The 25,988-nt window shown below is 72.6% G+C and carries 23 protein-coding genes; 4 read left to right on the forward strand and 19 right to left on the reverse strand.

The genetic code is table 11. From position 1 onward, the window contains the following. The first annotated feature begins 15 nt into the window (after positions 1–15). Positions 16–1,197, forward strand: coding sequence for an MFS transporter (locus ACGF5O_RS28785; protein ID WP_393812781.1), 1,182 nt, complete (start codon positions 16–18; stop codon positions 1,195–1,197). A gap of 107 nt (positions 1,198–1,304) precedes the next feature. Further along, on the forward strand, positions 1,305–2,330 hold the full coding sequence (locus ACGF5O_RS28790; RefSeq protein WP_393812782.1) for an isocitrate/isopropylmalate dehydrogenase family protein: 1,026 nt from the start codon (positions 1,305–1,307) through the stop codon (positions 2,328–2,330). 27 nt (positions 2,331–2,357) lie between these two features. Here ACGF5O_RS28790 and ACGF5O_RS28795 read toward each other — a convergent pair whose 3' ends face one another. Genes ACGF5O_RS28795 through ACGF5O_RS28820 form a run of 6 tightly spaced genes read right to left on the reverse strand, consistent with a single transcriptional unit; the run spans position 2,358 to position 9,134 of the window. Then, on the reverse strand, positions 2,358–2,687 hold the full coding sequence (locus ACGF5O_RS28795) for an antibiotic biosynthesis monooxygenase family protein (RefSeq protein WP_393812783.1): 330 nt from the start codon (positions 2,685–2,687) through the stop codon (positions 2,358–2,360). Positions 2,688–2,712: 25 nt separating this feature from the next. Next, entirely contained in the window at positions 2,713–4,068 is a 1,356-nt protein-coding gene (locus ACGF5O_RS28800) for an FAD-dependent oxidoreductase (protein ID WP_393812784.1), read from the reverse strand. Positions 4,069–4,095: 27 nt separating this feature from the next. Then, positions 4,096–5,898: an amino acid adenylation domain-containing protein gene (locus ACGF5O_RS28805; protein ID WP_393812785.1), complete on the reverse strand. Its 1,803-nt coding sequence runs from the start codon at positions 5,896–5,898 to the stop codon at positions 4,096–4,098. Next, positions 5,895–6,983, reverse strand: coding sequence for an LLM class flavin-dependent oxidoreductase (locus tag ACGF5O_RS28810; protein ID WP_393812786.1), 1,089 nt, complete (start codon positions 6,981–6,983; stop codon positions 5,895–5,897). The genes ACGF5O_RS28805 and ACGF5O_RS28810 overlap by 4 nt, the downstream gene beginning before the upstream one ends. 7 nt (positions 6,984–6,990) lie before the next feature. Then, positions 6,991–7,569: a flavin reductase family protein gene (locus ACGF5O_RS28815; RefSeq protein ID WP_393812787.1), complete on the reverse strand. Its 579-nt coding sequence runs from the start codon at positions 7,567–7,569 to the stop codon at positions 6,991–6,993. Then, the gene (locus ACGF5O_RS28820; RefSeq protein ID WP_393812788.1) at positions 7,554–9,134 is read right to left on the reverse strand and encodes a tryptophan halogenase family protein; all 1,581 of its coding nucleotides are present in this window, start codon (positions 9,132–9,134) and stop codon (positions 7,554–7,556) included. Before ACGF5O_RS28820 ends, ACGF5O_RS28815 begins: the two co-directional genes overlap by 16 nt. A 304-nt stretch (positions 9,135–9,438) precedes the next feature. On the opposite strand from ACGF5O_RS28820, the gene ACGF5O_RS28825 reads away from it, so the two are divergent. Next, positions 9,439–9,645 (forward strand): MbtH family protein, encoded by a 207-nt coding sequence (locus tag ACGF5O_RS28825; protein ID WP_393812789.1) that lies wholly within the window; start codon positions 9,439–9,441, stop codon positions 9,643–9,645. Positions 9,646–9,655: 10 nt separating this feature from the next. On the opposite strand, the gene ACGF5O_RS28830 is transcribed toward ACGF5O_RS28825, so the two are convergent. Next, on the reverse strand, positions 9,656–10,369 hold the full coding sequence (locus ACGF5O_RS28830) for a tryptophan 2,3-dioxygenase family protein (RefSeq protein WP_393812790.1): 714 nt from the start codon (positions 10,367–10,369) through the stop codon (positions 9,656–9,658). Between the two features lie 16 nt (positions 10,370–10,385). Beyond that, positions 10,386–11,129, reverse strand: coding sequence for a thioesterase II family protein (locus tag ACGF5O_RS28835; RefSeq protein WP_393812791.1), 744 nt, complete (start codon positions 11,127–11,129; stop codon positions 10,386–10,388). Positions 11,130–11,338: 209 nt separating this feature from the next. Between ACGF5O_RS28835 and ACGF5O_RS28840 the strand changes: the two genes are divergently transcribed. After that, a complete protein-coding gene (locus ACGF5O_RS28840) occupies positions 11,339–12,562 on the forward strand; it encodes a cytochrome P450 (protein WP_393812792.1) in 1,224 nt (407 codons plus the stop codon). 85 nt (positions 12,563–12,647) lie between these two features. Here the strand turns inward: ACGF5O_RS28840 and ACGF5O_RS28845 are convergent, their stop codons facing one another. The 11 genes from ACGF5O_RS28845 to ACGF5O_RS28895 form a co-directional block, all read right to left on the reverse strand. Further along, positions 12,648–13,619 (reverse strand): sigma-70 family RNA polymerase sigma factor, encoded by a 972-nt coding sequence (locus ACGF5O_RS28845; protein ID WP_393812793.1) that lies wholly within the window; start codon positions 13,617–13,619, stop codon positions 12,648–12,650. A 3-nt stretch (positions 13,620–13,622) separates the two neighbouring features. After that, the gene (locus ACGF5O_RS28850; RefSeq protein WP_393812794.1) at positions 13,623–14,183 is read right to left on the reverse strand and encodes a helix-turn-helix domain-containing protein; all 561 of its coding nucleotides are present in this window, start codon (positions 14,181–14,183) and stop codon (positions 13,623–13,625) included. A 20-nt stretch (positions 14,184–14,203) separates the two neighbouring features. Next, on the reverse strand, positions 14,204–15,664 hold the full coding sequence (locus tag ACGF5O_RS28855; protein ID WP_393812795.1) for an MFS transporter: 1,461 nt from the start codon (positions 15,662–15,664) through the stop codon (positions 14,204–14,206). Then, positions 15,661–16,470 (reverse strand): alpha/beta fold hydrolase, encoded by an 810-nt coding sequence (locus ACGF5O_RS28860; protein ID WP_393812796.1) that lies wholly within the window; start codon positions 16,468–16,470, stop codon positions 15,661–15,663. Before ACGF5O_RS28860 ends, ACGF5O_RS28855 begins: the two co-directional genes overlap by 4 nt. After that, entirely contained in the window at positions 16,463–19,612 is a 3,150-nt protein-coding gene (locus ACGF5O_RS28865; protein ID WP_393812797.1) for an amino acid adenylation domain-containing protein, read from the reverse strand. Before ACGF5O_RS28865 ends, ACGF5O_RS28860 begins: the two co-directional genes overlap by 8 nt. A 67-nt stretch (positions 19,613–19,679) precedes the next feature. Next, on the reverse strand, positions 19,680–20,504 hold the full coding sequence (locus ACGF5O_RS28870; RefSeq protein ID WP_393812798.1) for a shikimate dehydrogenase family protein: 825 nt from the start codon (positions 20,502–20,504) through the stop codon (positions 19,680–19,682). Beyond that, positions 20,504–21,484 (reverse strand): amidohydrolase family protein, encoded by a 981-nt coding sequence (locus ACGF5O_RS28875; protein ID WP_393812799.1) that lies wholly within the window; start codon positions 21,482–21,484, stop codon positions 20,504–20,506. The genes ACGF5O_RS28870 and ACGF5O_RS28875 overlap by 1 nt, the downstream gene beginning before the upstream one ends. A 28-nt stretch (positions 21,485–21,512) precedes the next feature. Beyond that, entirely contained in the window at positions 21,513–21,782 is a 270-nt protein-coding gene (locus tag ACGF5O_RS28880) for an acyl carrier protein (protein ID WP_393812800.1), read from the reverse strand. Continuing rightward, positions 21,782–22,759, reverse strand: a complete 978-nt coding sequence (locus ACGF5O_RS28885) for an amidohydrolase family protein (RefSeq protein WP_393812801.1) — start codon at positions 22,757–22,759, stop codon at positions 21,782–21,784. Before ACGF5O_RS28885 ends, ACGF5O_RS28880 begins: the two co-directional genes overlap by 1 nt. A 5-nt stretch (positions 22,760–22,764) precedes the next feature. Next, positions 22,765–24,273 carry an AMP-binding protein gene (locus ACGF5O_RS28890; RefSeq protein WP_393812802.1) on the reverse strand — a complete coding sequence of 503 codons (1,509 nt, stop codon included), beginning with the start codon at positions 24,271–24,273 and terminating at the stop codon, positions 22,765–22,767. A gap of 23 nt (positions 24,274–24,296) precedes the next feature. Next, positions 24,297–25,985, reverse strand: coding sequence for an aspartate aminotransferase family protein (locus tag ACGF5O_RS28895; protein WP_393812803.1), 1,689 nt, complete (start codon positions 25,983–25,985; stop codon positions 24,297–24,299). Positions 25,986–25,988 lie beyond the last annotated feature (3 nt).

Here is a 25,988-nt window from a genome sequence, read left to right on the forward strand (position 1 = left end):
TGGCGGAGCTCCGCCGTGCTCGCCGCGCTCATGCTGGCCGCGTTCGCCTTCAACACCACCGAGAACCTGCCCATCGGCCTGCTCCGGCCCATCTCCGCCGATCTGCGCGTGTCCCTCCCGGCCGTGGGCCTCCTCGTCACCGGCTACGGCGTGACGGTGGCCGCGACGTCCCTGCCCGTCGCCCAGGTGACCCGTGCGATACCCCGCCGCCATCTGCTCACGGGGCTGCTTGCGGTGTTCGCGCTGGCGAGCTGGGCACCCCTGGCGATCGGACGGTCCTACCCGGGACTGCTGGCGGCCCGGATCGCGACGGCGCTGGCCCAGGCGCTGTTCTGGGCGGTCTCGGGTCCGGTGGCCGTCGGCCTCTTCCCGCCCTCGCGGCGCGGCCGGATCATCGGCCTCGTGTCGGTGGGCGGTTCGCTCGCCCAGGTGCTGGGGGTGCCGGCCGGCACCTGGCTGGGGGGCGCATGGGGCTGGCACGCACCGTTTCTGGTGCTCGGCGGGGCCGGTCTGGTCGCCCTCGCCGTGGTCGCCGCGCTGCTGCCGACCACGGTTCCGGGCCAGGGGCACGCGGCGCGCGGGAGCGCCCCCGACGCCCGTCGTTTCACCGCGGTCCTGGCCGCCACGGCCCTGTCGGCCACCGGCGTGTTCACCGGTTTCACCTATCTGACGGCCTTCCTGACCGGCACCGGGCGGTTTCCCGACGCCGCGGTGAGCGTGCTGCTCACGGTGTACGGCGGTGCCGGGTTCGTCGCCGTGGTGCTGGCCGGCACCGTCCTCGACCGCTGTCCGCGTGCCGTGCCCGTGCTGCTGGCGACCGGCCAGACGGCGGGCCTGTGGGGGCTGTACGCGAGCGGTGGGCACGGCCGGGCGGTCACCGTGGGCGCTCTGGTGCTGCTCGGGGTGTCCACGGGGCCGTTCTTCATGGCGACCCAGAACCTGGTCTTCCGCACGGTGCCGGGCCGCACCGAGCTGGGGCTGGCCGGGAACTCCGCCGCCTTCAACGTGGGCGTGGCGGCGGGCGCGTCGGCGGGCGGCCTCCTGCTTCCCACCGTGGGAGTGCGCGGGCTGTTCCTCGTGGGCGGGCTGGTCACGGCCCTGGTGCTGGCGGTGCTGCTGGTCCCGGTGGGCCGATCGAAACGAGCGGTGGCCGGAGCCGATGGGAGTGAGCAGTGGCCGGAGGACCGGCAGGAATGACAATCGGCATGAATGACACCCGAAAGATCCGGCCCGCGCCTCCGGGCCCGCGGCTAGCGTTCCCTCCGTGATCGACGGCGACGATTTCCGGTCGGGGAAGGTGGGCCATGAGGACTGTGACCGTCATACCCGGTGACGGGATCGGCCCGGAGGTCGTCGAGTCCGCGCTGCGGGTGCTGGAGGCTCTCGGCACGGACCTCTCGCCGGACGTCCTGGACCACGTGAACGCGGGAACGTACCGGCGCGAGGGAACGGCGCTGTCGGACGCCGACTTCGCGCGGATCTCCGCCAGTTCGGCCACCCTGCTCGGCGCCGTGGGCCACCCGTCGCTGGAGCACACCGACTATGTGCGCGGAGTGCTCATGCGGCTCCGGCTCGGCTTCGACCTGTACGCCAACTACCGGCCGGTGCGGCTGTGGCACGACCGGCTCAGCCCCCTGCGCGACCCCGCCCGCCGGGGCTTCGACTGCGCGATCGTCAGGGAGAACACCGAGGGCCTGTACAGCGGTGTCGGCGGGGCCGTGCATCAGGCGTCGCCCTGGGAGACCGCGATCGACGCGGAGGTCAGCACCCAGCACGGCGTCTCCCGGATCCTCGACTTCGCCTTCTCCGTCGCCCGGCGGCGGGTGTGCATGGTCGACAAGGCCAACGCCGTCCGGTCCGGCGGCAGCCTGTGGCAGCGCTGCTGGGAGACCGCCGCCGGGCGGAACCCGGAGGTCGCCGCGTCGCACCTCTACGTCGACGCCGCCGCGATGCGGCTGGTCACCGACCCGGACTCCTTCGACGTCATCGTCACCAACAACTCGTACGGCGACATCCTCAGCGACCTCGCCGCCGCCCTCGCCGGCGGCATCGGCCTCGCCCCCTCCGCCAGTCTCAACGGCACCACCGGCTACGGCCTGTTCGAACCGGTGCACGGCACCGCGCCGGACATCGCCGGCACCGGTACGGCCAACCCGCTGGGCGCCATCCTGTCGGCCGCGCTGCTGCTGGAACACCTCGGCCACGACGACGAGGCCATGGCGGTCCGGCAGGCCGTCGGCAGCGCCGTCGCGGCCGGCCGGGTCACCCCGGATCTCGGCGGCACGCTGGGCACCGCGGGCACGACGGCCGCCGTGCTGGCCGCACTGTGACCGGTACCGGCCCGCCCGGCCGGCGGCTCACCGGCTGGGATAGCGGGACGCGTCCTCGCCGGAGCTGGTCCTGATCACCTCGGCCACGGTCAACTCGTAGAAGGAATACCACTGTTCACGGCCGAGCTGCTGAGCCTCCTGGTGCTCGGGGTCGGTGCGCCAGCGCTCCAGCGTCTCCGGGTTGCGCCACCACACCAGTGCCAGCCGCTCCCCGTCGTCCGACGTGTAGTTCTTGATGTGGACGAGGTCGTCGCCCGCGAGTTCCCGGACCCGCCTGGCGAGCCGGTCCTCCGTGATGTCGTACTCCTTGTCGGCGCGCTCGGAAAGGCGCGACCTGAACAGCACGAGGATCACCATGGCCTCCACACGTCGGGACGGTTCGTCAGCACAGCGGTGACCGGGACAGCACGTGACCGCGCAGTTCCCGGTCGGGGATCCGGTCGGCGGCGCCCGGGTGGCGGTCCTGGATCTCCCGGACCAGCCGCCGCAGCCGCCGTTCGCTCTCCTGCGCCCCGGCGTAGCTCTCCTCGGTGAAGGCGCAGCGCTCGTAGAGCGGGACGAAGCGGTCGGGGAACAGCGCGGACAGGCGCCGGCTCAGTGCGGCCGCCGCCTCGGCTCCGGGTTCGGGCAGCCGCGACATCGTGCGGTAGTGCTCCAGCGAGAGCGCGGAGACCGCGTCGGCGTCCGGCCTGCGCTGCCGCTCGTACGCCGCGAGCCCCGCCGACCAGCCGCGCTCGCCGTCCAGGCAGGCCGCCAGCACGCGGACGTCCTCGAAGGAGCAGTTCATGCCCTGGCCCATGAAGGGCGCCATGGCATGGCAGGAGTCGCCCACCAGCGCCGCCCTGTCCTCCCAGACCCAGGTGTCGCAGCTCACCAGCGCGATGTGCGAGACCGGTTTGGCGGCCAGCTGCTCGCCCAGGTCCGGGATGGCCCGGGCCAGTTCGGGGAAGGCCGCGGCGAACTGGTCAGGGGCGGGCAGACCCGCGGCCACCGCGGCGTAGGAGGGCGCCGGTCCCTGCCTGCGGAGGAAGACACAGCCGGTGAACCGGCCGGCCGACAGGGTGGGGAAGGCACCGAACAGGGCGTCACCGGCCGGCCAGTAGTGCATGTTCTCCGGCTCGCACCAGGGGAGTTCCAGCGTGATCTCCTGGTAGGCCAGCTCCAGCGTGCCGACGTGCTCACGCACGCCACGTGCCGACATGGCCGCGCGGACGGCGGAGTGCGCGCCGTCGCACCCGAGCAGGTGCGCACAGCGCAGCACGCGTTCACCCGACGCACCGCGCACCCGGACCTCGGGGGCGTCCAGGTCGACCCCGACGACCTGTTCGCCGAACCGGATCCGCACGCCGGGCGTGGCCTCGGCGGCATCGAGCAGGATGTGCTGCAGCCGGGCGCGCTCCACGGCCCAGATCGGCGCTCCGTCCCTGCTGTACGCGGTGAGCGGGGTGCCGCCGTCCGGCAGATGCCCGCGGCGGCCGTGCAGCGGTACCGAGATCGCCCGGACCCGCTCCTCCAGACCCAGTTCGCGCAGGACCCGCCAGCCCCGCGCGGAGAGGATCACCGTGAGCGAGCGGCCGCCGGCCGCAGCGGCCGTCCGGGGGTCGTCGTGGCGTTCGAGAACCGTCACGGGACCGTACCGCCCGGCGAGGTACATCGCGGCGACGGGCCCCACCAGCCCCGCGCCCACGACGACGGTCTCCGGGCTGCCGGCCGTCCGGACGCCGGTCCGCTCAGCCATGCCGGCTCCCCGTGCCGCCGGCCGCGGTCACCGCCGCTCCCCGGGGGCCGCGGTGTCGTGCTCGTGCAGGAGCCGGGCCAGGCCGGCCAGGCTCTCCGCCTCGAAGACGGCCCGCATCGGCAGGCGTACGCCCGTCTTCTTGCGCAGGACGCCGACCAGCCGGGCCGCGACCACCGAGTTGCCGCCGATCCGGAAGAGGTTGTCGCCCGGGTCCACGCCGTCCAGGGCCAGCAGCTCCCGGACGGTGGCGTAGAGCACCTCCTCGTGCGAGTGCGGGACGCCCGCCGGAGCGACTGCCGGGGCGGCCGTCGCCCCGGTGCGCTCCGCGTCGGCCCGGTCCCGCAGGGCCCGGCGGTCGATCTTGCCGTTGGAGAGCGTGGGCAGCGCAGGAAGCACGGCGATGCGCGCCGGCACCATGTGCTCGGGCAGGCTCGCCGCGAGGAACTCGCGCAGCTCGCCGGAGACGGCCCCGGCGCCGGGCCGAAGCGTCGTGAAGGCGACGACCCGCGCGTCGGCGAGTGCGCCCGTCACGACGCAGGCAGCGATCTGCACGGCCGGGTGCCGGGTCAGGCAGGTCTCGATCTCGCCGAGCTCGATCCGGAAGCCCCGCACCTTGACCTGGTCGTCGGCACGGCCGGCGAAGTGCAGTTCACCGGCGGGTCCGCGCCATCCGCGGTCGCCCGAGCGGTACATCCGCGTCCCGGGCGGGCCGAACGGATCGGGCACGAACCTGGTCGCGGTCAGCCCCGGCCGGTTCAGATAGCCGCGTGCCAGTCCGGAGCCGGCGAGATACAGCTCGCCCTCCTCGCCGTCGGGGACCGGCCGCAGGCGCTCGTCCAGCACATGGACACGTCCGCCGGTCCACGGGCGTCCGATGGCCGTGTCGGACGGGTCCTCGACGGGACCCGCGATCGACACGCCCACGGTCACCTCCGTGGGCCCGTACCCGTTGAACATGCGGCGGCCCGGCGCCCACTTGGCGATGAGGGTCGGGGTGCAGGCGTCGCCGGTGGACATGATCGTGCCGCCGGGCAGCACCCCGTCGCTGTCGGTGATGCTCAGCGCGACCGGGGGCAGCACCGCGTGCGTGATGCCGTACTTGACCAGGGTCTCGTGCAGGTTCTCACCCGGCAGCAGGTCGTCCGCGTCGGCCATCACCAGGGTGGCCCCGGACAGCAGGGCCAGCGTGAGGTCCCAGAAGAACGCGTCGAAGCTGACCGAGGCCCACTGCAGCACGCGCTCGCCGGGAACGGGCCCGAACCGCTCGGTCTGGGTGGCGACCAGGTCGCGCACCCCCTCGTGGGACACGAGAACGCCCTTGGGGCTGCCGGTCGAGCCGGAGGTGTGGATCACGTACATCAGATGGTCCGGCAGCAGCGGCCGGCTCAGCTCGTCCGCCGAGAGGGCGGCACCGCTGTGCCGGGCGCACCGGGCTGTGAACTCCGGGTCGTCGACGACGATCTCGGGGAGGTCCGTCCCGGGCAGTGCCACCTCGCCCGCGCGCACCAGCAGCACCGGGGCGGCGTCCTCGACCAGGTACGACAGCCGGGCCGCCGGGTACCCGGGGTCGAGCGGCAGATAGGCACCGCCGGCCTTGAGCACGGCCAGCAGCACCACGACGAGCTGCGCCGAGCGCGGCACGGCCACCGCGACCAGGCGGTCCGGACCGACCCCGTGCCGGATCAGCTCGCGGGCGAGCCGGTTGGCCTGCTCGTCGAGCTGCCGGTAACCGAGGCTGGTGTCCTTGTGGACGACCGCCGGCGCGTCCGGCACCCGTGCCGCCACCGCCGCGAAGAGCTCGGGCACCGAGGCGGGCCGTGTCCCGGTCACCGGCCGTCCTCCCGCTGCTCCTCGGCGTCGAGCCGGGGCCGGACCCGGTGGGAGAAGAGTTCCAGGCTGCGCCGCATGGTGGCCAGCGGCTGCTGGCCGTAGTCGATCTGGAAGAGGATCACGTCGGGGGTCAGCGCGTCCCGGATCTCGCGCAGCTGACGCAGCGCGCTGTCCGGCGAACCGATCACGGCCAGACCGGCCTCCTCGCTCGCGCCCGAGCGGTGTTTGTCGACCATGGCCTCCCGGTAGCCCTGGTACGACGCGGAGGCGCGGCCCTGCCAGGATCCGGCCGCCGCCGCGAAGGTGTCCCAGTGCCGGCGCAGATGCTTCCGGCCCTCCCCACGGGCCTCCTCGTCGGTGTCCGCCAGCATCAGCGCGACGCTGATGGCGACCTTGGGCCGGCGCCCCCGGTTCTTCTCGGCGCCGAGGAAGCAGGCGCGGTAGAAGTCGATCATCTCCTTGACCTGGCCCGTCTTCTCCCGCGTCGGCGCCGAGGCGACGAGCAGGTTGTAGCCGGACTCGCCGATCCACTGGAAGCTCGACCTGGTGATGAGCGCCGCCGTCCACACCGGAGGATGGGCGCGCTGGGTGGGCGGCGGTACGGAGGAGACGCCCGAGTAGCGGAAGAACGGGCCGTCCTCGTCGACCTTCGGCTCGGTCCACAGCCGTACCGTCGCGTCGACGGTCCGCCGGAAGCGGTCCGTGCTGGTGTCCATGTCGACACCGAACGCGTCGAACTCGTAGGGCAGGAAGGCCCGGGCGAAGCCGACGTCCAGCCGGCCACCGCTGATCGCGTCCAACTGGGCGGTGCTCGCCGCCAGTTGGATCGGGTGATGGAAGGAGGCCTGGATGCCGCCGGTCATCAGGCGGACCCGGTCGGTGGAGACCGCCACGGCGGACAGGAAGGCGAGCGGGTCCGGGCAGTACCCGCCGTAGGGGTGCAGGTAGTGCTCGGTCATCTTGATGTACTCCAGGCCCAGCCGGTCGGTCAGCCGGGCCACGTCCAGCAGGTTGGCGTAGTACTCCTGCGGGGTGCGGTCCTGGGGCCCGGTGTCCGGCAGGATCGATATGCCGTACTCGGTCATGCTGTCCTCAACTCCTCGCGCGCTGCTGGATCGTGGTGCCCGCGGCACCGGATTCGTCGCCCGGCCGGCCCAGGGCCCAGTAGCCGCGCAGTCCGTAGAGCAGGGGGTCGGGCGCCGTGCCGGCCCGCGCGGTCACGGCGAACACCTCGCCGAAGACGACCGCGTGCTCGCCGACGTCCACGGTGCGGGTGACCCGGCAGTCGGCGACCGTGTGGGCGTGCCGGGTCAGGTGCGGCCCGCCGGAGCCCGGCTCGAAGGCCCAGGGCACCCGTGCGAAGCGGTCCGCCCCACGGGCGGCGAACAGTTCGGCCACCGGCCGCGCGTCGCTGCCGAGCAGGTTCACCGCGAACCGCGCCGCCTCGGTCAGCGAGGCCAGGGTGCGGCTGCCCTGCTTGAGGCAGACCAGCAGGGTGGCCGGTTCGTCCGACACGCTCGACACGGCGGTACAGGTCATCCCCTGCGGGCGGCCGTCCCGTCCGGCCGCGGTGACGACGGTGACACCGGCCGGGAAGGACGCCATCAGGGCCCGGAACCGGGGCGGGGCAACCGCGGCCGGGGCGGCCACCCGCCTCAGGTGTTCCGGCATGCCTGCTGCCGCGCCAGATAGTCGGCCTGGGAAGGCAGCCGTTCGACCAGGGCCGCCGACTGCGCGCGCACCCGGTCGAACTCCCGCAGCGCGGCGGTGTCGTCCATCCGCGCGAGCACCGGCCTGGGCCGCACCGGGAGTCCGCCCAGGCCGAGGATCATGGCGGTGTACGAGTAGGGCTCGAAGCCGTGGAAGCGGGGGTGGACGGAGTCCGCGTCGGGCAGTTGGTGCCGCCATTCCTCGACGCGGGCGGCGAGCGCGTCGGGCAGCGGCCGGGTCTTGGCGTCCCGCCAGTAGGCGTTGTCGGCGCGGCCCGCGGCGTAGTAGTGCAGGACGAGGAACTCGCGCACCCCGTCCATGACCCCCGCGACCTGCCGGTTGTACGCGCGGCGCAGCGCCTCGTCGTCGCCGCCGTCCGGGAGGTGCCGCACCAGCTGCTCGACGCCGTTCTGGATGAAGAAGATCCCCGTCGACTCCAGGGGCTCGACGAAGCCGCTGGACAGTCCGATCGCGACGCAGTTCTTCACCCAGGACCGCTCGCTGCGCCCGATGCGCATCCGGATGTGGTTGGCGGGCAGGTCCGCCGCCTCGGGTCCGACGAACTCCCGCAGCGTCCGCTCGGCCTGCTCCGGGGTGCAGTAGTCGCCGGCGTAGACGTAGCCGGTGCCCAGCCGGCCGAACAGCGGGATCGTCCAGATCCAGCCCGCGTCCTGCGCCGTCGCCGTCGTACAGGGCCGCATCCCGTGCCGCGCCACGTCGACCGGGACGCGCAGGGCGACCGCGCTGTCGTTGGGGAGGCTGTCCTGGTACGACCTGAACGGCTCCTCCAGCGCCTTGTTCAGGAGCATCCCGCGGAATCCGGTGCAGTCGACGTACAGGTCCGCGCAGAGCTCGCCGTGCTCCTTCGTCAGTACGCCGCTGATCGCCCCGGTGTCGTCCAGACGCACGTCCAGCACGTCGTCCAGGACGTGCCGGACCCCGCGCTCGGTGCCGTACCGGGTGAGGAACCGCGCCAGCAGGGCGGCGTCGAAGTGGTAGGCGTACGGGAACTGGGTCGTCAGGCCGTCCGGCGTCGCCCGGCCCGGGTCCGTCTCGCCGTCGCCGTCGCGGTCCCCGGCCCGCCCGAGGTCCCGCTCGAAGAGGTCGCCGCCGGCATGGCGCGGCGAGCGCTTCGCGTCGCACAGGGCCGCGAGCACGGAGGTGTCGCGGTCGTACCGGTCGCTGGGGCGCTTGTGCAGCCACCAGTCGGCGAGCGGGAACCCGTCGACCACGCGAGGGCGTTCGAAGGGGTGGTAGAAGTGGTGGCCCGGGGCACGCCAGTTCTCGAAGCGAATGGCCAGCTTGTACGACGCGTGGCATTCCGGCATCCACTCGTGCTCGGCGAGTCCCAGGTGGGCGAAGAAGTGCCGGACCGTGCTGAAGGTGGCTTCGCCCACGCCGATCGTCGGGACCTTCTTCGATTCCACGAGCGTGACCCGGAGACGGTCACCGAAGGAGGCCTTGAGATATGTGGCGGTCATCCAGCCGGCCGTGCCACCGCCGACGATGACAACACTGTCAACCATGTTCCCCCATCTCGGTTCTCCTGCTGCACGACTGCTGCACGACTGCTGCACGACTGCTGCACGACTGCTGCACGACTGCTGCACGACTGCTGCACGACTGCTGCACGACTGCTGCACGAATGCTGCACGACAAGGAATTCGGTGTGCCGGAACTGCCCGGCATCCTCGCAGTGACCCCGGCCGCCGAATCAGCCGGGAAAAGATCCCTGACAGATTTTTCCGGGTTCTTTCGCCGCCCGTTGACAGGAATTGCCGCACGCCACACGCTGAGGCGAAGTGACGGTTCTTCTCCGGGGAGTTGCCTGTGTCCGTGAACCCGTTCGACGACGAGACGGGGCGGTTCCACGTCGTGGTGAACGACGAGGGGCAGCACGCGATCTGGCCGGATTTCGCGGCCGTACCGGCGGGCTGGCGCAGTGTGGCCGGCCCGGACAGCCGTACCGCCTGCCTGGCCCACGTCGAGGAGCACTGGACGGACCTCGCGCCCGCCGGTCTGCGCCACTCCGGCTGACGGCGGGGCTTCAGCGGGCCGTGTCGGTGAGACCGGCGTGCAGGGAGCCGCGGATGCCGCGCAGTTCGGGGAAGGGCACGGTGATGCGCCGGGCGAGGTACTCCGTCCCGCTGGTGCCGCCCGTGCCCTCCTGCGCTCCGACCATCGAGGACATCAGAGCGAGGTGGGCGACCTTCCAGCGCCAGTAGCCGTTGCCGACGTCGAGCAGGGCCTCGGCGATCCGGTGCAGGGCGCCGGCGGCGAGCCCCGCCCGGCAGACGCCGGGCACGGACAGCCCGCGGTGCGCCGCCGCCGATTCGAAGGCCCGGTACAGGGTGCCGTCCGCGCCGTCGCCGCCGATCATCCGGGCCAGCGACCCGAACTGGTCCGACTGCGCACCGCTCGCCGTGCCCAGATGGGGCCGGAACTCCACGAAGCACCGCAGCGGCAGCCGCTCCAGCACGACGACCTGTTCGTGCATCAGCCGCAGCACCCCGCTCGCCCGCCCGAGGAGCTCCGCACCGAGGTCCAGGTCGTCGTCGCCGGACCGCGCCGGCAGCAGGTCCACGACCGCGTCCAGGTCGGCGAGCACCTGCTTCAGCCACAGCTCGCTGCACTGGTGGGCCACGATGAAGAAGTGCTCGGCCAGGTGCACGGCACGGTCCGCGCCGGCGGGCGCCTGCGTCTTCTGCAAGGACAGCAGGGCCGCCGTCTGCACGTAGTCCGAGTAGGTCAAGCCGGTCATGACTGCCTCCGCAGCGTCAGTTGCCGACGGGGTCCTGGATCTCCTGGGCGAGGCTCTCCGGGTCCACGAACGTGTGGAAGTGCGATCCCGCGCGTCGCGTCAGCGTGAACGGGCCGGTCGTCGTCTCCGCCCATTCGGGCAGGTGGGCCTCTTCCACCAGGGGATCGCCGATGCCGTGGTAGCAGCGCACGGGGCAGGTGAGGGTGCCGGTGCCGGGGACCGGCCGGTAGGTCTCGTGGGCCGCGATGTCCGCGCGCAGCGCCGGCAGCAGGATGTCCGCCAGCTCCTCGTCGTCCGCCACCTCCGGCGGCATGCCGCCCAGGGCGCACACCTGCGCCCACAGGTCCGCGTCGCGGGCCAGGTGCATCCGTCCGGTCCCGGCCCGGCCCGGCGGGGGAGAGCCGGACACCGTCAGGCTCTCCGGCGGCCGGCCGGCGGCGGACAGCCGTACGGCCGTCTCGTAGGCCACGAGGGCGCCCAGGCTGTGCCCGAACAGGGCGCAGGGCACGGGCTCCAGCCGGGCGAGTTCGTCCGCGACACCGGTGCTCATCTCCCGCACACCACGCGCGAGAGGCTCCCCGAACCGGTCCGAGCGCCCCGGGTACTGCACCGCGAGCAACTCGGTGCCCGGTCGGATCCGTGGAATCCAGGAGACGTGGCTCTCCGCCGTTCCGCCGGAATGCGGGAAGCACACCAGCCGCCTCGCCGGGGCCTGTTCGTCCGTCAGGTTCCTGAGCCACGACTGTCGGGGGCTCGCCATGAATCCGGTTCCCTTCTCGCGGCGGGCTCGCCGGGTTGTCGCGGAAATCAGGAGACGGTCGTGCGGCTTTCGTCTCCTCGGCAGTCTTTCGTCTCCCCGGCGACGGCAGGTGGCGAGAGAAAGATTTCGGCAATGATTTCACCGCGCCCCGGACCGTTCTGCGACGATCCCGATGCCCAAAAGAACCGCTCTGCCAAAGGAGTTCGGCAGTGAGCAGTCCCGACTCGGGTGTTCTCGCCGTGCATACCGTGGATCTCACCGATCCCGCGGCATTCGCCGGCCGGGATCCCTACCCGTTCTGGCGTCAGGTCCGCGAACGGCACCCCGTCTACTGGCATGAAGGCACCGCGGGCAGGCCCGGATTCTGGGTCGTCTCCCGCCACGCGGACGTCGTCGCCGGGTACGCGGACGCCGACGCGCTGGGCTCGCGGCGCGGCACGGTGCTGGACGTGCTGCTGCACGGTGACGACTCGGCGGGCGGCCGGATGCTGGCCGTCACCGACCGGCCCCGCCACCGCGAGCTGCGTGCCGTGCTGTGGCGGGCGTTCGCGCCGCGGCATCTCGACCGGGTCGCACAGCGGGTGCACCGGCTCACCGAGCGGCTCGTCGACGAGGTGACCGGCGCCGGCACCTTCGACTTCGCGGCCGAGGTGGCCGAGCGCATCCCCCTCACCACCATCTGCGAGCTGCTCTCCGTTCCCGAGCGGGACCGTGCCGACCTGCTGCGGTACAGCAAGGCGGCCTTCACCACCGGCGGCCCGGACGACGGCGACCTGGATCCCGTCGAGGCCCGCAACGAGCTGGTCCTGTACTTCATGGACCTGGCCGAGACCCGCCGGGCCGCTCCCGGCGACGACGTCGTCAGCATGATCGCGACGGCACGTGTCGACGGGGAGCCGCTCACCCTGGAGGAGGTCGCCCTCAACTGCTACAGCCTCGTCCTCGGCGGGGACGAGTCGTCCCGGATCTCCGCCGTCTGCGCCGTCCGGGCCCTCGCCGAACACCCAGGTCAGTGGCGGGCGTTGCGTGACGGGGAGGTCGATCCGGACACCGCGGTCGAGGAGATGCTGCGCTGGGCCACGCCCGGACTGCACTTCGCCCGCACCGCCCGGCGGGACCTGGTGATCGGGGGGCAGCGGGTCCGGGCGGGCGACATCGTGACGCTGTGGAACATCTCCGCGAACAACGACGAGACGGTCTTTCCCGACCCGCGCGCCTTCGACCTCGGCCGCTCCCCGAACAAGCACGTCACCCTCGGCCACGGACCGCACTTCTGCCTGGGCGCGTTCCTGGGCCGGGCCGAACTGCACGCGCTGTCGGCGGCGTTGGTGAACCGCGTCGCCGGGATCGAACTGCGCGGCACCCCGACCCCGATCCGGTCCACGTTCCTGCACGGCGACAGCAGCCTCCCCGTGAGCTTTCGGCCGCGATGACCCACCGACGCGGCCGGGGAGACGCATGGCCACCTCGCCGATGACGCCTCTCCGCCGCCGCGCCGGGCCGGGTCGGGGATTCCCCTCAGCCGGCCGGACCGGCCATGGCCTGCGAGGACCGGGCGGTGGGCCGGTCGTGTCCGAGCAGGGCGCCGGGGAGTACGGCGATACGCGTCCGGGCCAGCCGGGCCGGGTCCGCGACGAGTTCGTAGGCCGCGACCCGGTCGTCCGCGATCGTCAGGGTGACCACCGTGTGGAGCCGGCCGAGCGGGGCGATCACCAGGCCCACGGCCCCGTCGACGAGCGCGGGTTCGGCGTGCCGGGCCGCCGCGCCGAAGTGGGCGATCTCGCGGCCGACGGTGTCGGCGCCCTCGGCCCGTTCGGGGCGGCCGGGACCGAGAACCGCCCGGTCGGCGCGGCGCACCACGTCGGGGGCGAGGACGTTCAGCACGGCTTGGAGGTCACCGGAGCGGGAGGCGGCGAGGAAGGCCTCGACGACCCTGCGGTTGCGGGCCAGCCGGGCGGCGTCGGCCACGGGGCCGCCGCCGACCTTGTGCCGGGCGCGGCTGGCGAGCTTCTTGGTGGTGGCGGTGGAACGGCCGACGATGACAGCGATGTCACCGAACGGCACGGCGAACATGTCGTGCAGCACGAAGGCCACCCGCTCGTCGGGGCCGAGGGTGTCCAGTACGACGAGGAGGGCACCGCCGACGGCCTCGGCGAGCAGGGCCTCCGCCTCCGGGTCGGGGCCGCCTGCGGGGCGTGGCGGGCCGTCGGGCAAGGAAACTCCGACGAGTTGCTCGCGGCGCGTTCTGCGGGCCCGCAGCATGTCCAGGCAGACCCGGGACAGCACCGTGCGCAGCCATCCGGCGAGGTTGTCCACGGCGAGGGCGTCCACCCGCCCGAGCCGCAGCCAGGTCTCCTGGACCGCGTCCTCCGTCTCGTCCAGCGAGCCGAGCATCCGGTAGGCCAGCCCGCGCAGCCGTCCGCGGTGCTGCTCGAAACGATTCGCCAGGTCCTGAACGTGCTCCGTGCCCTGCTCCGTGCCCTGCTCCACCGGTCACCTTTCCTGGCTGCCGTACGTCATACCCGGGGAGCCCTCCTCGGACCACGCCTGTTCCAGTGGCGTGGGTTCGAGGATGTAGCCGCGGCCCCAGGCGGTCCCGATGCCGAGGCCGATGGCGGCGATACGGCGCCGCAGCCGCATGATGTGCAGATCGAGCGCGTTGCGGGTCGGGGCGGGCACGCGCCGGGCGAGCTGCTGTTCCAGCTCGGACCGGTACACCACTTCCTCGAAGTGGGCGATGAACAGCTCCATCAGCTCGGCCTGGGTGCTCGACACGGTGATGGACCGGGTGCCGTAGGACAGCACGCCCGTCGAGTCGACCGTCGGCGTCCTGCGGCCGTAGGCGCGCTGCCGCAGTGCGTGGACGCGGGCCTCGACGTCCTCGCGGGAGGCCGGGGCGCGGACCCAGTCCTCGGACGGGGCGGTGCAGATCGGGGGCAGGGCACCGCCCTCCACGACGAGCAGGCAGGGGATCCCCTGGCGCCGGTAGACGGTGCGCAGGCCGGCCTCGGCCGGCCATCGTATGAACTTGATCCGATCGGTCAGGGTAGGCAAGGCGTCATCTCCAGCGGGCTCTATTCACGGTCTCTGGTTCGGGATTCCAGCCGGGCGAGCAGCACCAGACTCAGCAGGGCGATGACCACGAGGGCGAGGACCCCGGCGCGGAAGGCCTGGGTGTAGGAGTGCTCGCCGAGAGCGGAGCGGTAGGCGGCGCCGACCGCCGCCACCCCGAGAGCCCCCGCGAACTGGGAGGCCATCAGGATGCCGCCGGAGGCCGCACCCACGTCGGCGGTGTCGACGCCGCGCAGGGCGAGCGAGAGCAGGGACGGCAGGACGAGTCCCTGTCCCATGCCGCACAGGACGAGGCCGGGCTCCAGCCAGAGCGCCCGGCCGAGCGTGCCACCGCCAGCGCCCGTCTCGGCGGCGAGCGGCAGGTAGACCAGTCCCAGCAGGATGCAGACGGTGCCGCCGAGCAGCGCCTTGCGGCCGAACCGGGGCACCAGGCTGCGGGCGGCCAGCGAGGCCAGCGCGAAGGCCGTGCCGAGCGGCACGAACGCCAGTCCGGCGGCGACCGGGGAGAGCCGCACGCCGTCCTGCATATAGAACGCGAGCACGAGGTAGAAGCCGGAGTTCCCGCTGTAGAAGGCGAGCGCGGTGGGCATGCCGTTGGCGAATCCGGGCAGCCGGAACAGCCGCAGCGGCAGTAGGGCCGAGCCGCTGTCGGCGGGGAACCGGGCCTCCCAGCGCAGGAACAGCGCGAACACGGCGAGCGCGGCGGCGAACGTCGGCCACACCCACAGCGGCCAGCCGGTCTGGGCGCCGAAGACCAGCGGGACCAGCAGCAGCGGAATCGCCAGCGAGATCAGCAGCACGCCCACGGGGTCGAAGCCGGGCCGGGTCGCGGCGTCCTGCCGGCGCGGCAGGAAGCGGGCGCCGACCAGCACCGCCGCCAGACAGAAGGGGATGTTGACGAGGAAGATCATCCGCCAGCCGAGACCAGCCACGTCGGCCTTGATCAGCACCCCGCCGAGCACCTGCCCGGTGACCGACCCGCAGCTCAGCGTCGCCCCGTACAGCCCGAGGACGCGGGCGTGCTCGGCGGGCGGGAACAGCACCTGGATCAGCGACAGCACCTGGGGGAGCATCAGCGCGGCGCTGAGACCCTGGAGCAGGCGTACGGCGATCAGCTGGTCGGCCGAACCCGCCAGCGCGCACAGGGCGGAGGTGACGCCGAAGCCGGCCATGCCGTAGAGGAACATCCGCCCGCGGCCCCACAGGTCGCCCAGGCGTCCGCCGGTGATCAGGCCGACGGCGAAGGCCACGATGTAGCCGCTGATGACCAGTTGGACCTGGGCGAAGGTGGCGTGCAGCTGGGTCTCGACGGAGGGCGCGGCGATGTTCACGATGAACATGTCGAGCAGCGCCATGAACGGCGCCACCAGGAGCACCAGCAGCGCCACGGTGCGTCTGCGGTGCGCCTCGGCGTGTTCCGGTTCCGTGCGGTCGGCGGTCGTCTGCCCGCGGACGCCGCTCAACGGACCTCCACCCCGGCGAGCCGGCCGGAGACCTCGGCGGCGATCCGTTCCAGGCCCGCTCCGGACCAGACCGAATGGTGGTCGCCGGGCACCGTGACCACCTCGGCACCGTCGAGGACACCGTCCCAGGTCCGGGCCACCGGGGGCGAGTCGGCGGCCTGCACGCACAGGGTCCGGCTCCGGAGGCCGGGGCGGGCGCGGTGCGTGTACAGCGCGTGGACGTGGGCGCGGAACACGTCGTAGCGGCGGTGCAGCAGGGCCGGGGCGAGGTCGGCGAGCAGTGAGTCGCCGGCGGTCGCCGCGGCGAAGAAGGGTTCCGGGGCGGACTCCCGCGGCAGCGCGGCGAGCGTGGCGCGGACCTCGTGGGCGGGGAGGCCCGCCTCGGCGAGCATGTCCTGGACGAAGCGGCGCAGCAGTTCCGGCTCCGGGGGGACGGGAGCGGGCGTCGGGCAGGTCGAGTCGACGAGGACCAGCAGGGCGGCGTCCGTGCCGGTCTCCTGGAGCCGGAGCGCCGTCTCGTGGGCCACCACTCCGCCGAACGACCAGCCCAGCAGGGCCGTTTGACCTGCCGGATGGCGGGTGCGCAGCAGTGCCGCATACCGTTCGGCCAGGTCCGTGACGTCGGCGACGGGGCGGGCGTCGTTGTCGAACCCGGGTGCCTCGACGGCGAAGACCGGCCGGCCGGCGCCGAAGGACCGCCCGAACGGGACGTACGGGAACGGCGAGCCGGAGACGGCGTGCACGCAGTACAGCGGGGGGCGGTCGCCCGTCCCGCCCACGGGCAGCAGCAGGGTCTCGTCAGACATCGGTGGCGCCTTTCTTCCGTTCCGTGCCGAGGAGCCGGGCCACCTCCGCGGTGACGTCCTCGACCGTGGGATGCGCGAACAGGGTCCTGGTGCTCAGCTCCGCGCCGAGCTGCTTCTGAATCCGCCCGACCACCCGCATGGCCTGGAAGGAGGTGCCGCCCAGTTCGAAGAAACCCTGGCCGGGGCGGATGTCGGCGCCGTCGAGCACGGCCGAGAAGATCGCTGCCACCTGGGGCTCCAGCTCGCCGCGCCACTGCCCGCCATCCGTCCGCGGCCTGTCCGGCTCCGGCTCGGGCAGCCGGCGCCGGTCGACCTTGCCCGAGGAGGTGAGCGGCAGCTCGGCGAGGAGCATCCAGGCCGAGGGGATCATGTAGGCGGGCACCGCGTCGGCCAGGACCCGGCGCAGCTCCGCCACGTCGAGGGCCGAGGGTTCGGGGGTCCCCACATAGCCGACGAGCCGCTTGGCGCCCTCGGCGGAGGTGCGCAGGACGACGGCCGCGGTGGCCACGGCGGGGTGGCGCAGCAGGGCCGACTCGATCTCGCCGGGCTCGATCCGCAGCCCGTTGAGCTTGACCTGGTCGTCGCGCCGGCCCTGGAACTCCAGCGCGTGCTCGGCGTTCCAGCTCACCAGGTCGCCGGAGCGGTACACCCGCTCACCCGGTCCCCACACGTCCGGCACGAACTTCTCGTCGGTCGTCCCGGGTGCGCCGAGGTAGCCGCGGGCGAGTCCGGCGCGCCCGCCGATCAGCAGCTCGCCCGGGATGCCGCGCGGCACGAGGTTGCCCCAGCGGTCGACGACGTAGAGCAGCCGGTTGTGCTGCGGGCGGCCGATGGGCGGCACGGTGGTCCAGGTGCGCCGGTCGCAGACGTGGTGGGCGCAGGCGACGGCGGCCTCGGTCGGCCCGTACATGTTGACCATGAGCCGCCCCGGCAGGTTCCACTTGTTGACCAGCTCGGCGGCGAGCACGTCCCCGCCGGCCATCAGATGGCGCAGGTGCGGGTACGGTTCCGGTTCGAGCAGCGCGAGCAGGGCGGGCATCAGGCCCGCGTAGGTGGCCTCGCTCTCGCGCATGAGCCGCGCCAGCTCGCCCGGGGAACGGGCCGTGTCGGGCGGGACGAGGACCAGCGTGGCGCCGACGGTGAGAGCGGTGAAGATCTCTCCCTGCGCCATGTCGAAGGTGAGCGCGGAGAACTGCAGCAGCCGGTCCCCGGGGGCGAACGGGAAGACCTTGCGGTAGCCCTCCACGAAGCAGGTGAGCGCGGCGTGTTCGATGACCACGCCCTTGGGCACGCCGGTGGAGCCCGAGGTGTAGAGCACATAGGCGGCGGAGCGCTCCGTGGCCCATTCCTTGAGCGGCCCGTCGTCCCCGGGCGCGGTGGCCGGGGCGGGCTCGTCGACGAGCACCGTGTCGCGGCCGGCGGCGGGCGGCACGGCCTCGCGCAGACCCTCGCGGGTGATCACCAGGCGGGCGCCGGCGTCGGTCAGCAACAGGGCGAGCCGGGCCTCCGGCTGAGCGGGGTCGAGCACGGCGAAGGCGCCGCCGGCCTTCAGCACCGCGAGCTCGGCCACCAGCGCGTCCAGGTCCTTCTCCAGGACGACGGCCACCACGTCACCGGCCGCCAGACCCGCGGCCCGCAGCCGGCGCGCCAGCCGGTCGGCCCGGCGCTCCAGTTCGGCGTAGCCGATCTGCCGGTCCCCGCACACGGCCGCCACGGCATCGCCGCGCAGGGCCGCCGTCCTGGCGATGCGTACGTGCAACGGCTCGGCGGGCAGCGGGAGTTCGTCCCCGACGCCGGCGCGTGACAGCTCCTCCCGCTCGGCCGCGGCGAGCAACGGCACGGCGGACCGCCGGAGCCCGGGATCCACGGCCACCGCTTCAAGGGCCACCGTCAGATGGCCGGCCAGGGCCTCGATCCGCCAGGCGTCGAAGAGTTCGGTCGAGTACTCCAGGTCCAGGGTGATCCGGTCGCCGGCGTCGAAGAAGTTCACGGCGAGGTCGAACCTGGACTGCGGGATCCTCGTGCCGACCGTCTCGACCGTCGCCCCCGGCAGGTACAGCCCGTCCTGTGCGGCCGGGTCGGCCACCAGCTGGACGGAGACCTGGAACAGCGGGTTGCGCCCGGGCTCGCGCACCGGCCGCAGGCGCTCCACCACCCGCTCGAAGGGCACCCAGCCGTAGTCGTGCAGGTCGATGGTCTGGTCGAGGACCCTGTCCAGCAGTTCCCCGAAGGTCGGGTCGTCGGACAGGTCCGTGCGGAAGACGACCATGTTGACGAAGTGCCCGACGACCCCCTCGGCCGCCGGGTCGCCCCGCTCACCGAGGGGTACGCCCAGGGGGATGTCGTCCTCGCCGGTGTAGCGGCTGACCAGCACGTTGACGGCCGCCGCGAGGACGACGAACAGGGAGACACGCCTGCTGCGGGCGAGCTGCCGCAGCCGGGAGACGAGTCCGGGCGGCAGCTCCTGGCGGACGTGGTCGCCGCGGGTGGACGGGGCGGCGCCGCGCAGCCGGTCGGCGGGCAGTTCGGGCACGGGCAGCCCGCTCAGCCTGCTCTCCCAGAAGCCGAGACCGGCGGCGAGTTCTCCGGGTTCGTCGACCTCCTCGCGGCGCCGGCCCACCCAGGCGCTCCAGGACGGGCCCCCCTCGGGGGCGCCCGGAGCGGAGTCGTCCCGGTAGTACTCCAGCAGGTCGGACACCACCAGGCCCAGTGAGGTGCCGTCCACGACGATGTGGTGGAAGACCAGGGACAGCACATGGTCGTCCGGGCCCAGCCGGAGCAGCAGGAAGCGGTGCAGGGGGCCTTCCCGGAGCGCGAAGGGCCGGGCGGCCTCCGCGGCGAGCAGGTGGTCCAACTCGCTCTCGGCGGCGTCCTTCTCCTGCCAGTGTGCGGGTCCGGGCGGCGCCAGGAGCTGGACGGGGCCGCTGTCGGTCTCCGGGAAGCGGACCCGCAGCGCCTCGTGGCGGGCGACGACCCGGTCGGCCGCGGCACGCAGCCGGGCGGGGTCCAGCGCGCCACGGATGCGTAAGGCCAACGGGACGTTGTACACGGGCTGTTGTGGGTTCAGCCGGTCGAGGAACCAGAGCTGTTCCTGGCCGTGAGTGAGCGGAAGTCGCTGCTCCTGGGCGTTCGGCGTCGTCATCGTCCCCTGCTCTCGCTCTCGTTCTCACTCTCGGTCGGCCGCTGCCGGCCGCGGGTGGCCCGGCCGTTCACCATGGCGCGGCCGTGTCGCCCGCGAACATGAAATCGACCATCAGGCCGATCTGGGCGGCCAGCATCCGGCCGCCGTCGACGGTCGCGCAGCCCGCCGCTGCCGCCGCCGTGAGCAGCGCCGTCGGCCGTTCGGAGATGACGACGTCGGCGACCACATGAGCCCCGGTGAGCACCTGGGGCGGCACCGGCGGGCCGTCCTCGGGCCGCATGCCGACGGCACCGGCGTTGACGACGAGGTCGTAGCCGCCGCGCGGGGCGGCCACGCTCGTGACGTGGATGCCGGGGACCGCGGCCGAGACCCGGTCCGCGAGCGCGCCGGCCCGGGCCTCGGTCCGGTTGACGATGTGCAGCTCCGCCACGCCGTGGTCGGCCAGCGCGAGGGCGATCCCGGAGGCGGCCCCGCCGGCCCCGGCCAGGAGTACGCGCGTCTCCTTGACGGTGCCGCCCGCGTCCTGGATCGCCCGCACCATCGCCTCACCGTCGAGCATGTCCCCGGTGAGGTCCCCGTTCGGTTCGCGGCGGATCACGTTGCAGGCGGCGGTGCGCGCCACGCGCGGCCCGGCCGTCGTCAGCAGGGGGACGACGGCGTGCTTGTGCGGCATGGTGACCACGGCGCCGCGGAAGGTGCCGGCGGCGCGCAGCGCGGTGACGACCGGGCCGAAGTCCGCGACCGCCACCTGCACGGGCATCATGCGGGCGTCCAGCCCCCGCCGTTCCAGTTCGGCGTTGACCAGCTCGGGGGAGCGGGCCTGGACGACCGGGTCGCCCAGCAGCACGGTGAGCGCGGTCCGCCCGGTGATCGGTGCGAAGCCGGCCGGCATCAGGAACCCGCCACGGCCGGGGCGTCCACGGCGTCCACGGCGCCGGCCGGCAGCAGCCGGGTGAGGTTGCCGGACAGGATGAGCTGCTGTTCGCGCCGCTTGACGCCGGCGAACACCGTGGGCCCGTGCACCACCTTCTCGACCAGCCGGGTCAGGCCGTTGGTCATCCGGTTCAGCGGCCAGTCCGTACCGAAGACGATCTTGTGGTTGAGGCCCAGCCGGAACAGGCGGTTCAGGTGGGCCTCCCAGCCGTCGGGGAAGGCGGTGCCCGCGAAGCCGCCGATGTCCAGGTAGACGTTGCGGCGGTAGGAGGCGAGGTAGCCGGTGACGTCCAGGTGGACCAGACCCCCGTGTCCGAGGATGAAGTTGACGCCGGGGAAGGTGCGGGCGGCGCGGTCGATCTGCAGCGGGTGCGCCGGCTCGTAGGCGAAACTGCCCGCGGTCGGGCCGGTGTGCAGGAAGACCGGCAGGCCGCGCTCGGCACAGATCTCGTAGTAGGGGAAGAGCCCTTCGTCGGACGGCGAGTAGCCGCACGGCGGGTAGAGCTTGATGCCCTCGAAGCCGTACTCGGTCACATGCCGTTCGAAGTCCCGCAGCCCCTCCTTGCCGCGCCGGGGGTCCACGCCGATGAACACCCAGAAGCGGCCGGGGTGCCGCTGCCGGATCTCGTGGTGCCGGGCGGCCATCTCGTCGAGGGAGAGCCGCATCGGATGCAGCATTCCGAAGTCGGGCACCAGCAGGACCGTGCGGGCGATGCCCGCACGGTCCATCTCCTGGACCAGCTCGTCCGCCATGTCATCCCGGTGCTGGGCCTGCAGGGCGTCGAGCGCCCGTCCGGGGCGCGGCCTGATGCCCTCCGCGGTGTGCCGCCGCTCGATGTTGGCCGCGACGTCGGCCACGAAGCGTTCCGGGATGAAGTCCGCTGACGCCACATGGCAGTGCGCGTCGAAGATGACGGGCAGGTCGGTCGGACTGGTCACGGGTTCTCACTTCCGTTCGTTCGGGGGGTCAGGCGTCGGTGGCGGCCGCCGTGGGGAAGCAGTAGGCCAGCAGCGCCCGCAGCGAGACCGCGCCGGCCTCCTCCGCGTGCTCGAAGTCGAACTCGATGCCGGTCTCGTCCTCCAGGTAGGCGATCAGACCCGTGAAGCCCATCGAGTCCAGGACTCCGGCGGCGAACAGGTCCGTCTCGGCGTCGAGTTCGCCGTCGTACTCGCCCTCGTTCCACTCGACGACCCAGTCGAGCAGCTTCTTCTCCAGGGCCGCAAGGTCGACTGCCATCACTGTGCTCCCGTCTGCCCGGCGGGCTGCCGGTTTCCCGTGAGGAGGCGATCGATCGTAGCCCCCATGATCATCTTTCGCTGTGAGCGCTTGATTCCCTCGAACACCGTGGAGCCCTCCCGGAACTCCCCGACGACCTGGGCGAGCGTCGCCGAGAGCCGGAAGGCCGGCCAGCTGGAACCGAACACGATCTTGTGGTTGAGGCCCAGTTTGAAGACCCGGTTGAGGTGGTGCTGCCAGCCGTCCGGGTCCAGTACCGAGACGAAGCCGCTGACGTCGACGTACATGTTCGGCCGGTAGCCGCACAGGTACATCGCCTCCTCGACGTGGGTGACCGCACCGTGCCCCATGACGAAGTCGACGCCGGGGAAGTCCCGCGAGGCCTGGTCCAGCAGCAGCGGCTGCCCGTAGGTGAAGTCCAGGGCCTGCCAGCCGGGACCCGTGTGACTGAGCACCGGCAGTCCGCGCGCGGCGCAGATCTCGTAGTACGGGTACAGCCGCCGGTCGCTGGGGGAGTAGCCGGCCAGCGGGTACAGCTTCATGCCCTGGAAGCCCAGTTCGTCCACGCAGCGCTCGAAGAGGGCCACCCCTTCGTCGCCCGCCCGCGGGTCGACGCCCCACAGGACGCGGAATCGGCCCGGGTGCCGGCGCATGATGCCGGCGTGCAGCTCGGCCAGTTCCACCGGGGTCAGCTTGGCGTCGGCGACATGGGTGAAGTCCGGGACGATCAGCACCGACTCGGCGACACCGGCGGCGTCCATCTCCTTCACCAGCCGGTCGGCGTCGTGGTCCTGGTACTGGGCGTGGACGCGGTCGTGGATGCGGTCCCGCTTGACCGGCTGGCCCATGGCCGCGAGCCGGTGATAGGCGTTCTCCGCCTGCTCGTTGATGTACTCGGGCGGGATCGCGAGGTCGCTGCCCAGGTTGACGTGGGCGTCGATGATGCGGACCGGCTCCGGGCCGGACGTGGTGGTCATGCGGGTCACCCCTTGCTCTCGCGGCGGGCCGACAACTCGGCGAAGTACTCCTCGACGGCTGCCCGGCGCAGCTTCATGTTCTTGGTCTGGAAGCGGGGCTCGGAGTGCAGCGGGTGGTCGACGAAGACCAGGCTGCCCAGCCTGCGGTGCTGGTCGATGGTGGTGTTGACCTTCTCGATCGCGGCCCGTGCCGCCGCCTCGCCGTCGGCGGTGACCGGACCGGTGAGGCTCACCACCGCGCCCAGCCGCCCGGAGTGGCCGGAGGAGACCACGACGAGTTCCGCGACCCCTTCGGTACCGGCGAACAGGGCCTCGATCTCCGCCGGGTTGACCTTGCGTCCGCTGCCGAGGGTGATCACGTCCTTGCGCCGGCCGCGCAGGGTGAGGAAGCCGTCGCCGTCCAGCGTGCCGAAGTCGCCGGTCAGGATGGATCCGTCGGGCAGGAAGGTCGGTTCGGCCGCGGGGTCCACCTCGAAGTAGCCGAGGCTGAGCGGGGCCTCGCGGGTGATGACGAGTTCGCCGTCCTCGGTGAAGGTGACGGCGCTCGGGTCGATCAGCCTGCCGACGGTACCCGCGCGCCGGGCCCCGGCGGTGTTCCAGGCGATCATCCCGCTCTCCGTCATGCCGTAGGCCTCCAGCAGACTCAGCCCCGCCGCCGCGTAGGCGTCCAGGGTCGAGGTGCGGATGGGGGCCATGCCGGTGATCATGAAGCGGATCCGCCCGCCGAGGAAGGCGTCCAGGGGCTGGCCCTTGCCCGCCTTGCGGTGCAGCTGGAGCGTGGAGTCGTAGAACACGGGGGGCGCGATCAGGAAGGTCGGCCGTTCGCTCTGCAGCGCGGCGAAGACCCGCTGGAACGGCGCGAGGGCCAGGTCGGCACCCGCCCACAGGCAGCAGTAGACGGACAGCCGCTGCTGGTAGTTGGAGAGCGGCAGGAAGATCAGATGGTGGTCGTCGCCGGTGACGCCGAAGGCCTCCAGGAAGCGGTTGATGACGTACTCGGTGCCGCTGCGGGAGATCCTGAGCCCCTTGAGGGATCCCGAGGTGCCCGAGGAGAACACCAGGCTGTGCAGGTTCGGCAGGTCCTGGGCGGGGGCGTCCAGGTGCAGCCGGCGCCCCGTGAGGCGGTCGCCGGGGGAGAGCAGCGGACCGTCGGCGGTCCCGTCCGTCCCGGCCTCCTCGGCGACCAGCGCGACCAGTCCTGCCCCGGCCAGGAACGCCTCGACGTCGTCGGGCACCGGGGTGCCGTCCGGCACCGCGTACAGGTGCGCGCCGAACTCCAGCGTCGCCAGGTCCCAGACCAGCCACTCCAGACTGTTGCGGGCGTTGACGCCGATCAGCTGGCCGGGGCGGACCCCGGCGGACCGCAGGTCCTCCACCCGCTCCCGCACCATGCCGGCCAGCCCCGCGTGGCTGACCTCCCGGCGGGTGCCGCCGACGGAGATGTCGACCACCACCGCCTTGTCGTTGCCCGCGTAGTGGTCGAGCAGCCCCTGCAACCGCATCTCTTCGCTCACTGTCGCCTTCCTTTCGGTACGCCTCACTCGGCGAGGTGCTTTCGGATCCCGTCGGCCAGCTGTTCGACCCTGGTCGCGACGAACCAGCTGATGCCCCCGGCGAGCAGGGCCTCGTACCCCCCGGTGCCCGCGTCCCACTCGACGGCGATGTCCACCCGGCAGGAGGTGTCGCCGACCGGTACGACGGCGAAGTCGCGGCGCAGCGACGCCCACATCCAGCAGTCCCCGGCGCTGAGGACCGGCCCGTCCGGGCCCGCCTCGTACCGGTCCTCCCACACCACGAGGTCCTCGCCGAGGGTGCCGGCGAACTCCGGCTCCACCGGCGGGCAGTCCTCCTGCCCGGGACGGAGGCTGAACGGGTCGAGCAGCCTCGGCCGCCGCGCGAGCAGTTCGCGTACGGCACCCGCCGCGAACGGCAGCTCCACCGAGAGCCGCTGCGGGGACATCGCCTCCACGCCGGTGGGACCGCCGGCGTTCTGGTGGGCCTCGACCTCCGCGAGGACCCGCTCCAGCACGTCCAGGCCCCGGTCGAGTTCGGCCTCGTCGATCACCATCGGCGGCTGCACCCGCAGCACGCTGTTGTTGTACAGCGAGTACGTCGACGTCACCTGATGCCGGATCAGCAGCCGCAGCACCAGTCCGCCCAGCGCCTCGTCGTGGAACTCCAGGCCGTGCATCATCCCGAGACCCCGGTGGGCGCGGACGAGCTTCGGGAAGCGGGCGGGGAGCTCCGTCAGCCGCAGCCGGAGCTGCTCCGCGCGGGCGTTCACCCGCGCCAGGAACTCCGGTTCCGAGGCCAGTTCCACCGCGGCGAGCCCGACCGAGCAGGACAGCGGGTTGCCGCCCAGGCTGGAGCCGAAGGTGGACGGCGTGCGCTTCAGCGAGGTCCACACCTCGGCGGTGCCCAGCACCGCCGAGATCGGCAGCAGGCCGCCGCCGAAGGCCTTGCCGATGCACACCAGGTCGGGGAGCACGCCGAACTGCTGGTGGGCGAAGAAGGTGCCGCAGCGGCCGAAGGCCGTCTGCATCTCGTCCAGGATCAGCAGCGCGCCGCGCTCGGTGCACACGCGCCGCACCTCGCGCAGGTACTCGTCGGACGGCACGATGACACCGCCCTCGGCCTGCACCGGCTCCAGCAGGACCGCCGCGGTGTCCTCGTCCACCACCGCCTCGATCGCGGCCACGTCGCCGAACGGGACCTGCCGGAACTCGCTCATCAACGGCCGGTAGACCGCCTCGTGCTCAGGCCGGCGGGAGGCGCTCAGGGTGGCGATCGTCTTGCCGTGGAAGCAGTCGACCGCGGTGACGAAGTTCGGCCTCCCGGTGGCCGCCCGAGCCAGCTTCAGGGCGTTGTCTATGCTCTCGCCGCCGCCGTTGGCCAGGTAGGAGTAGCGCAGATGACCGTCGGTCAGCCGCGCCAGCCGCTCCGAGAGGCGGATCTGCACCTCCTCGAAGAGGATCTTGGTGCTGTTGAGGTTGGCGGTGTCCAGGCGGTCCCGCAGGGCCTGCACCAGCCGCTCGTGCGAGTAGCCGAACGACTGGTTGCCGTACTGGTCGAACAGGGCCAGGAAGGGCCGCCCGGTCTCGTCGTAGACCTGGCATCCCTCCCCACGGCCCTGCACCCCGCAGCCCATGGTGAAGGCCATCTTGGCGTAGGTGGGGTGGTTGAACGCGGCTTTGGTCTCGGCCAGGGTCTGGCGTTGTGTACGCACGTC

This window comes from Streptomyces sp. NPDC048291 (assembly GCF_043201715.1).
Classification (GTDB): Bacteria; Actinomycetota; Actinomycetes; order Streptomycetales; family Streptomycetaceae; genus Streptomyces.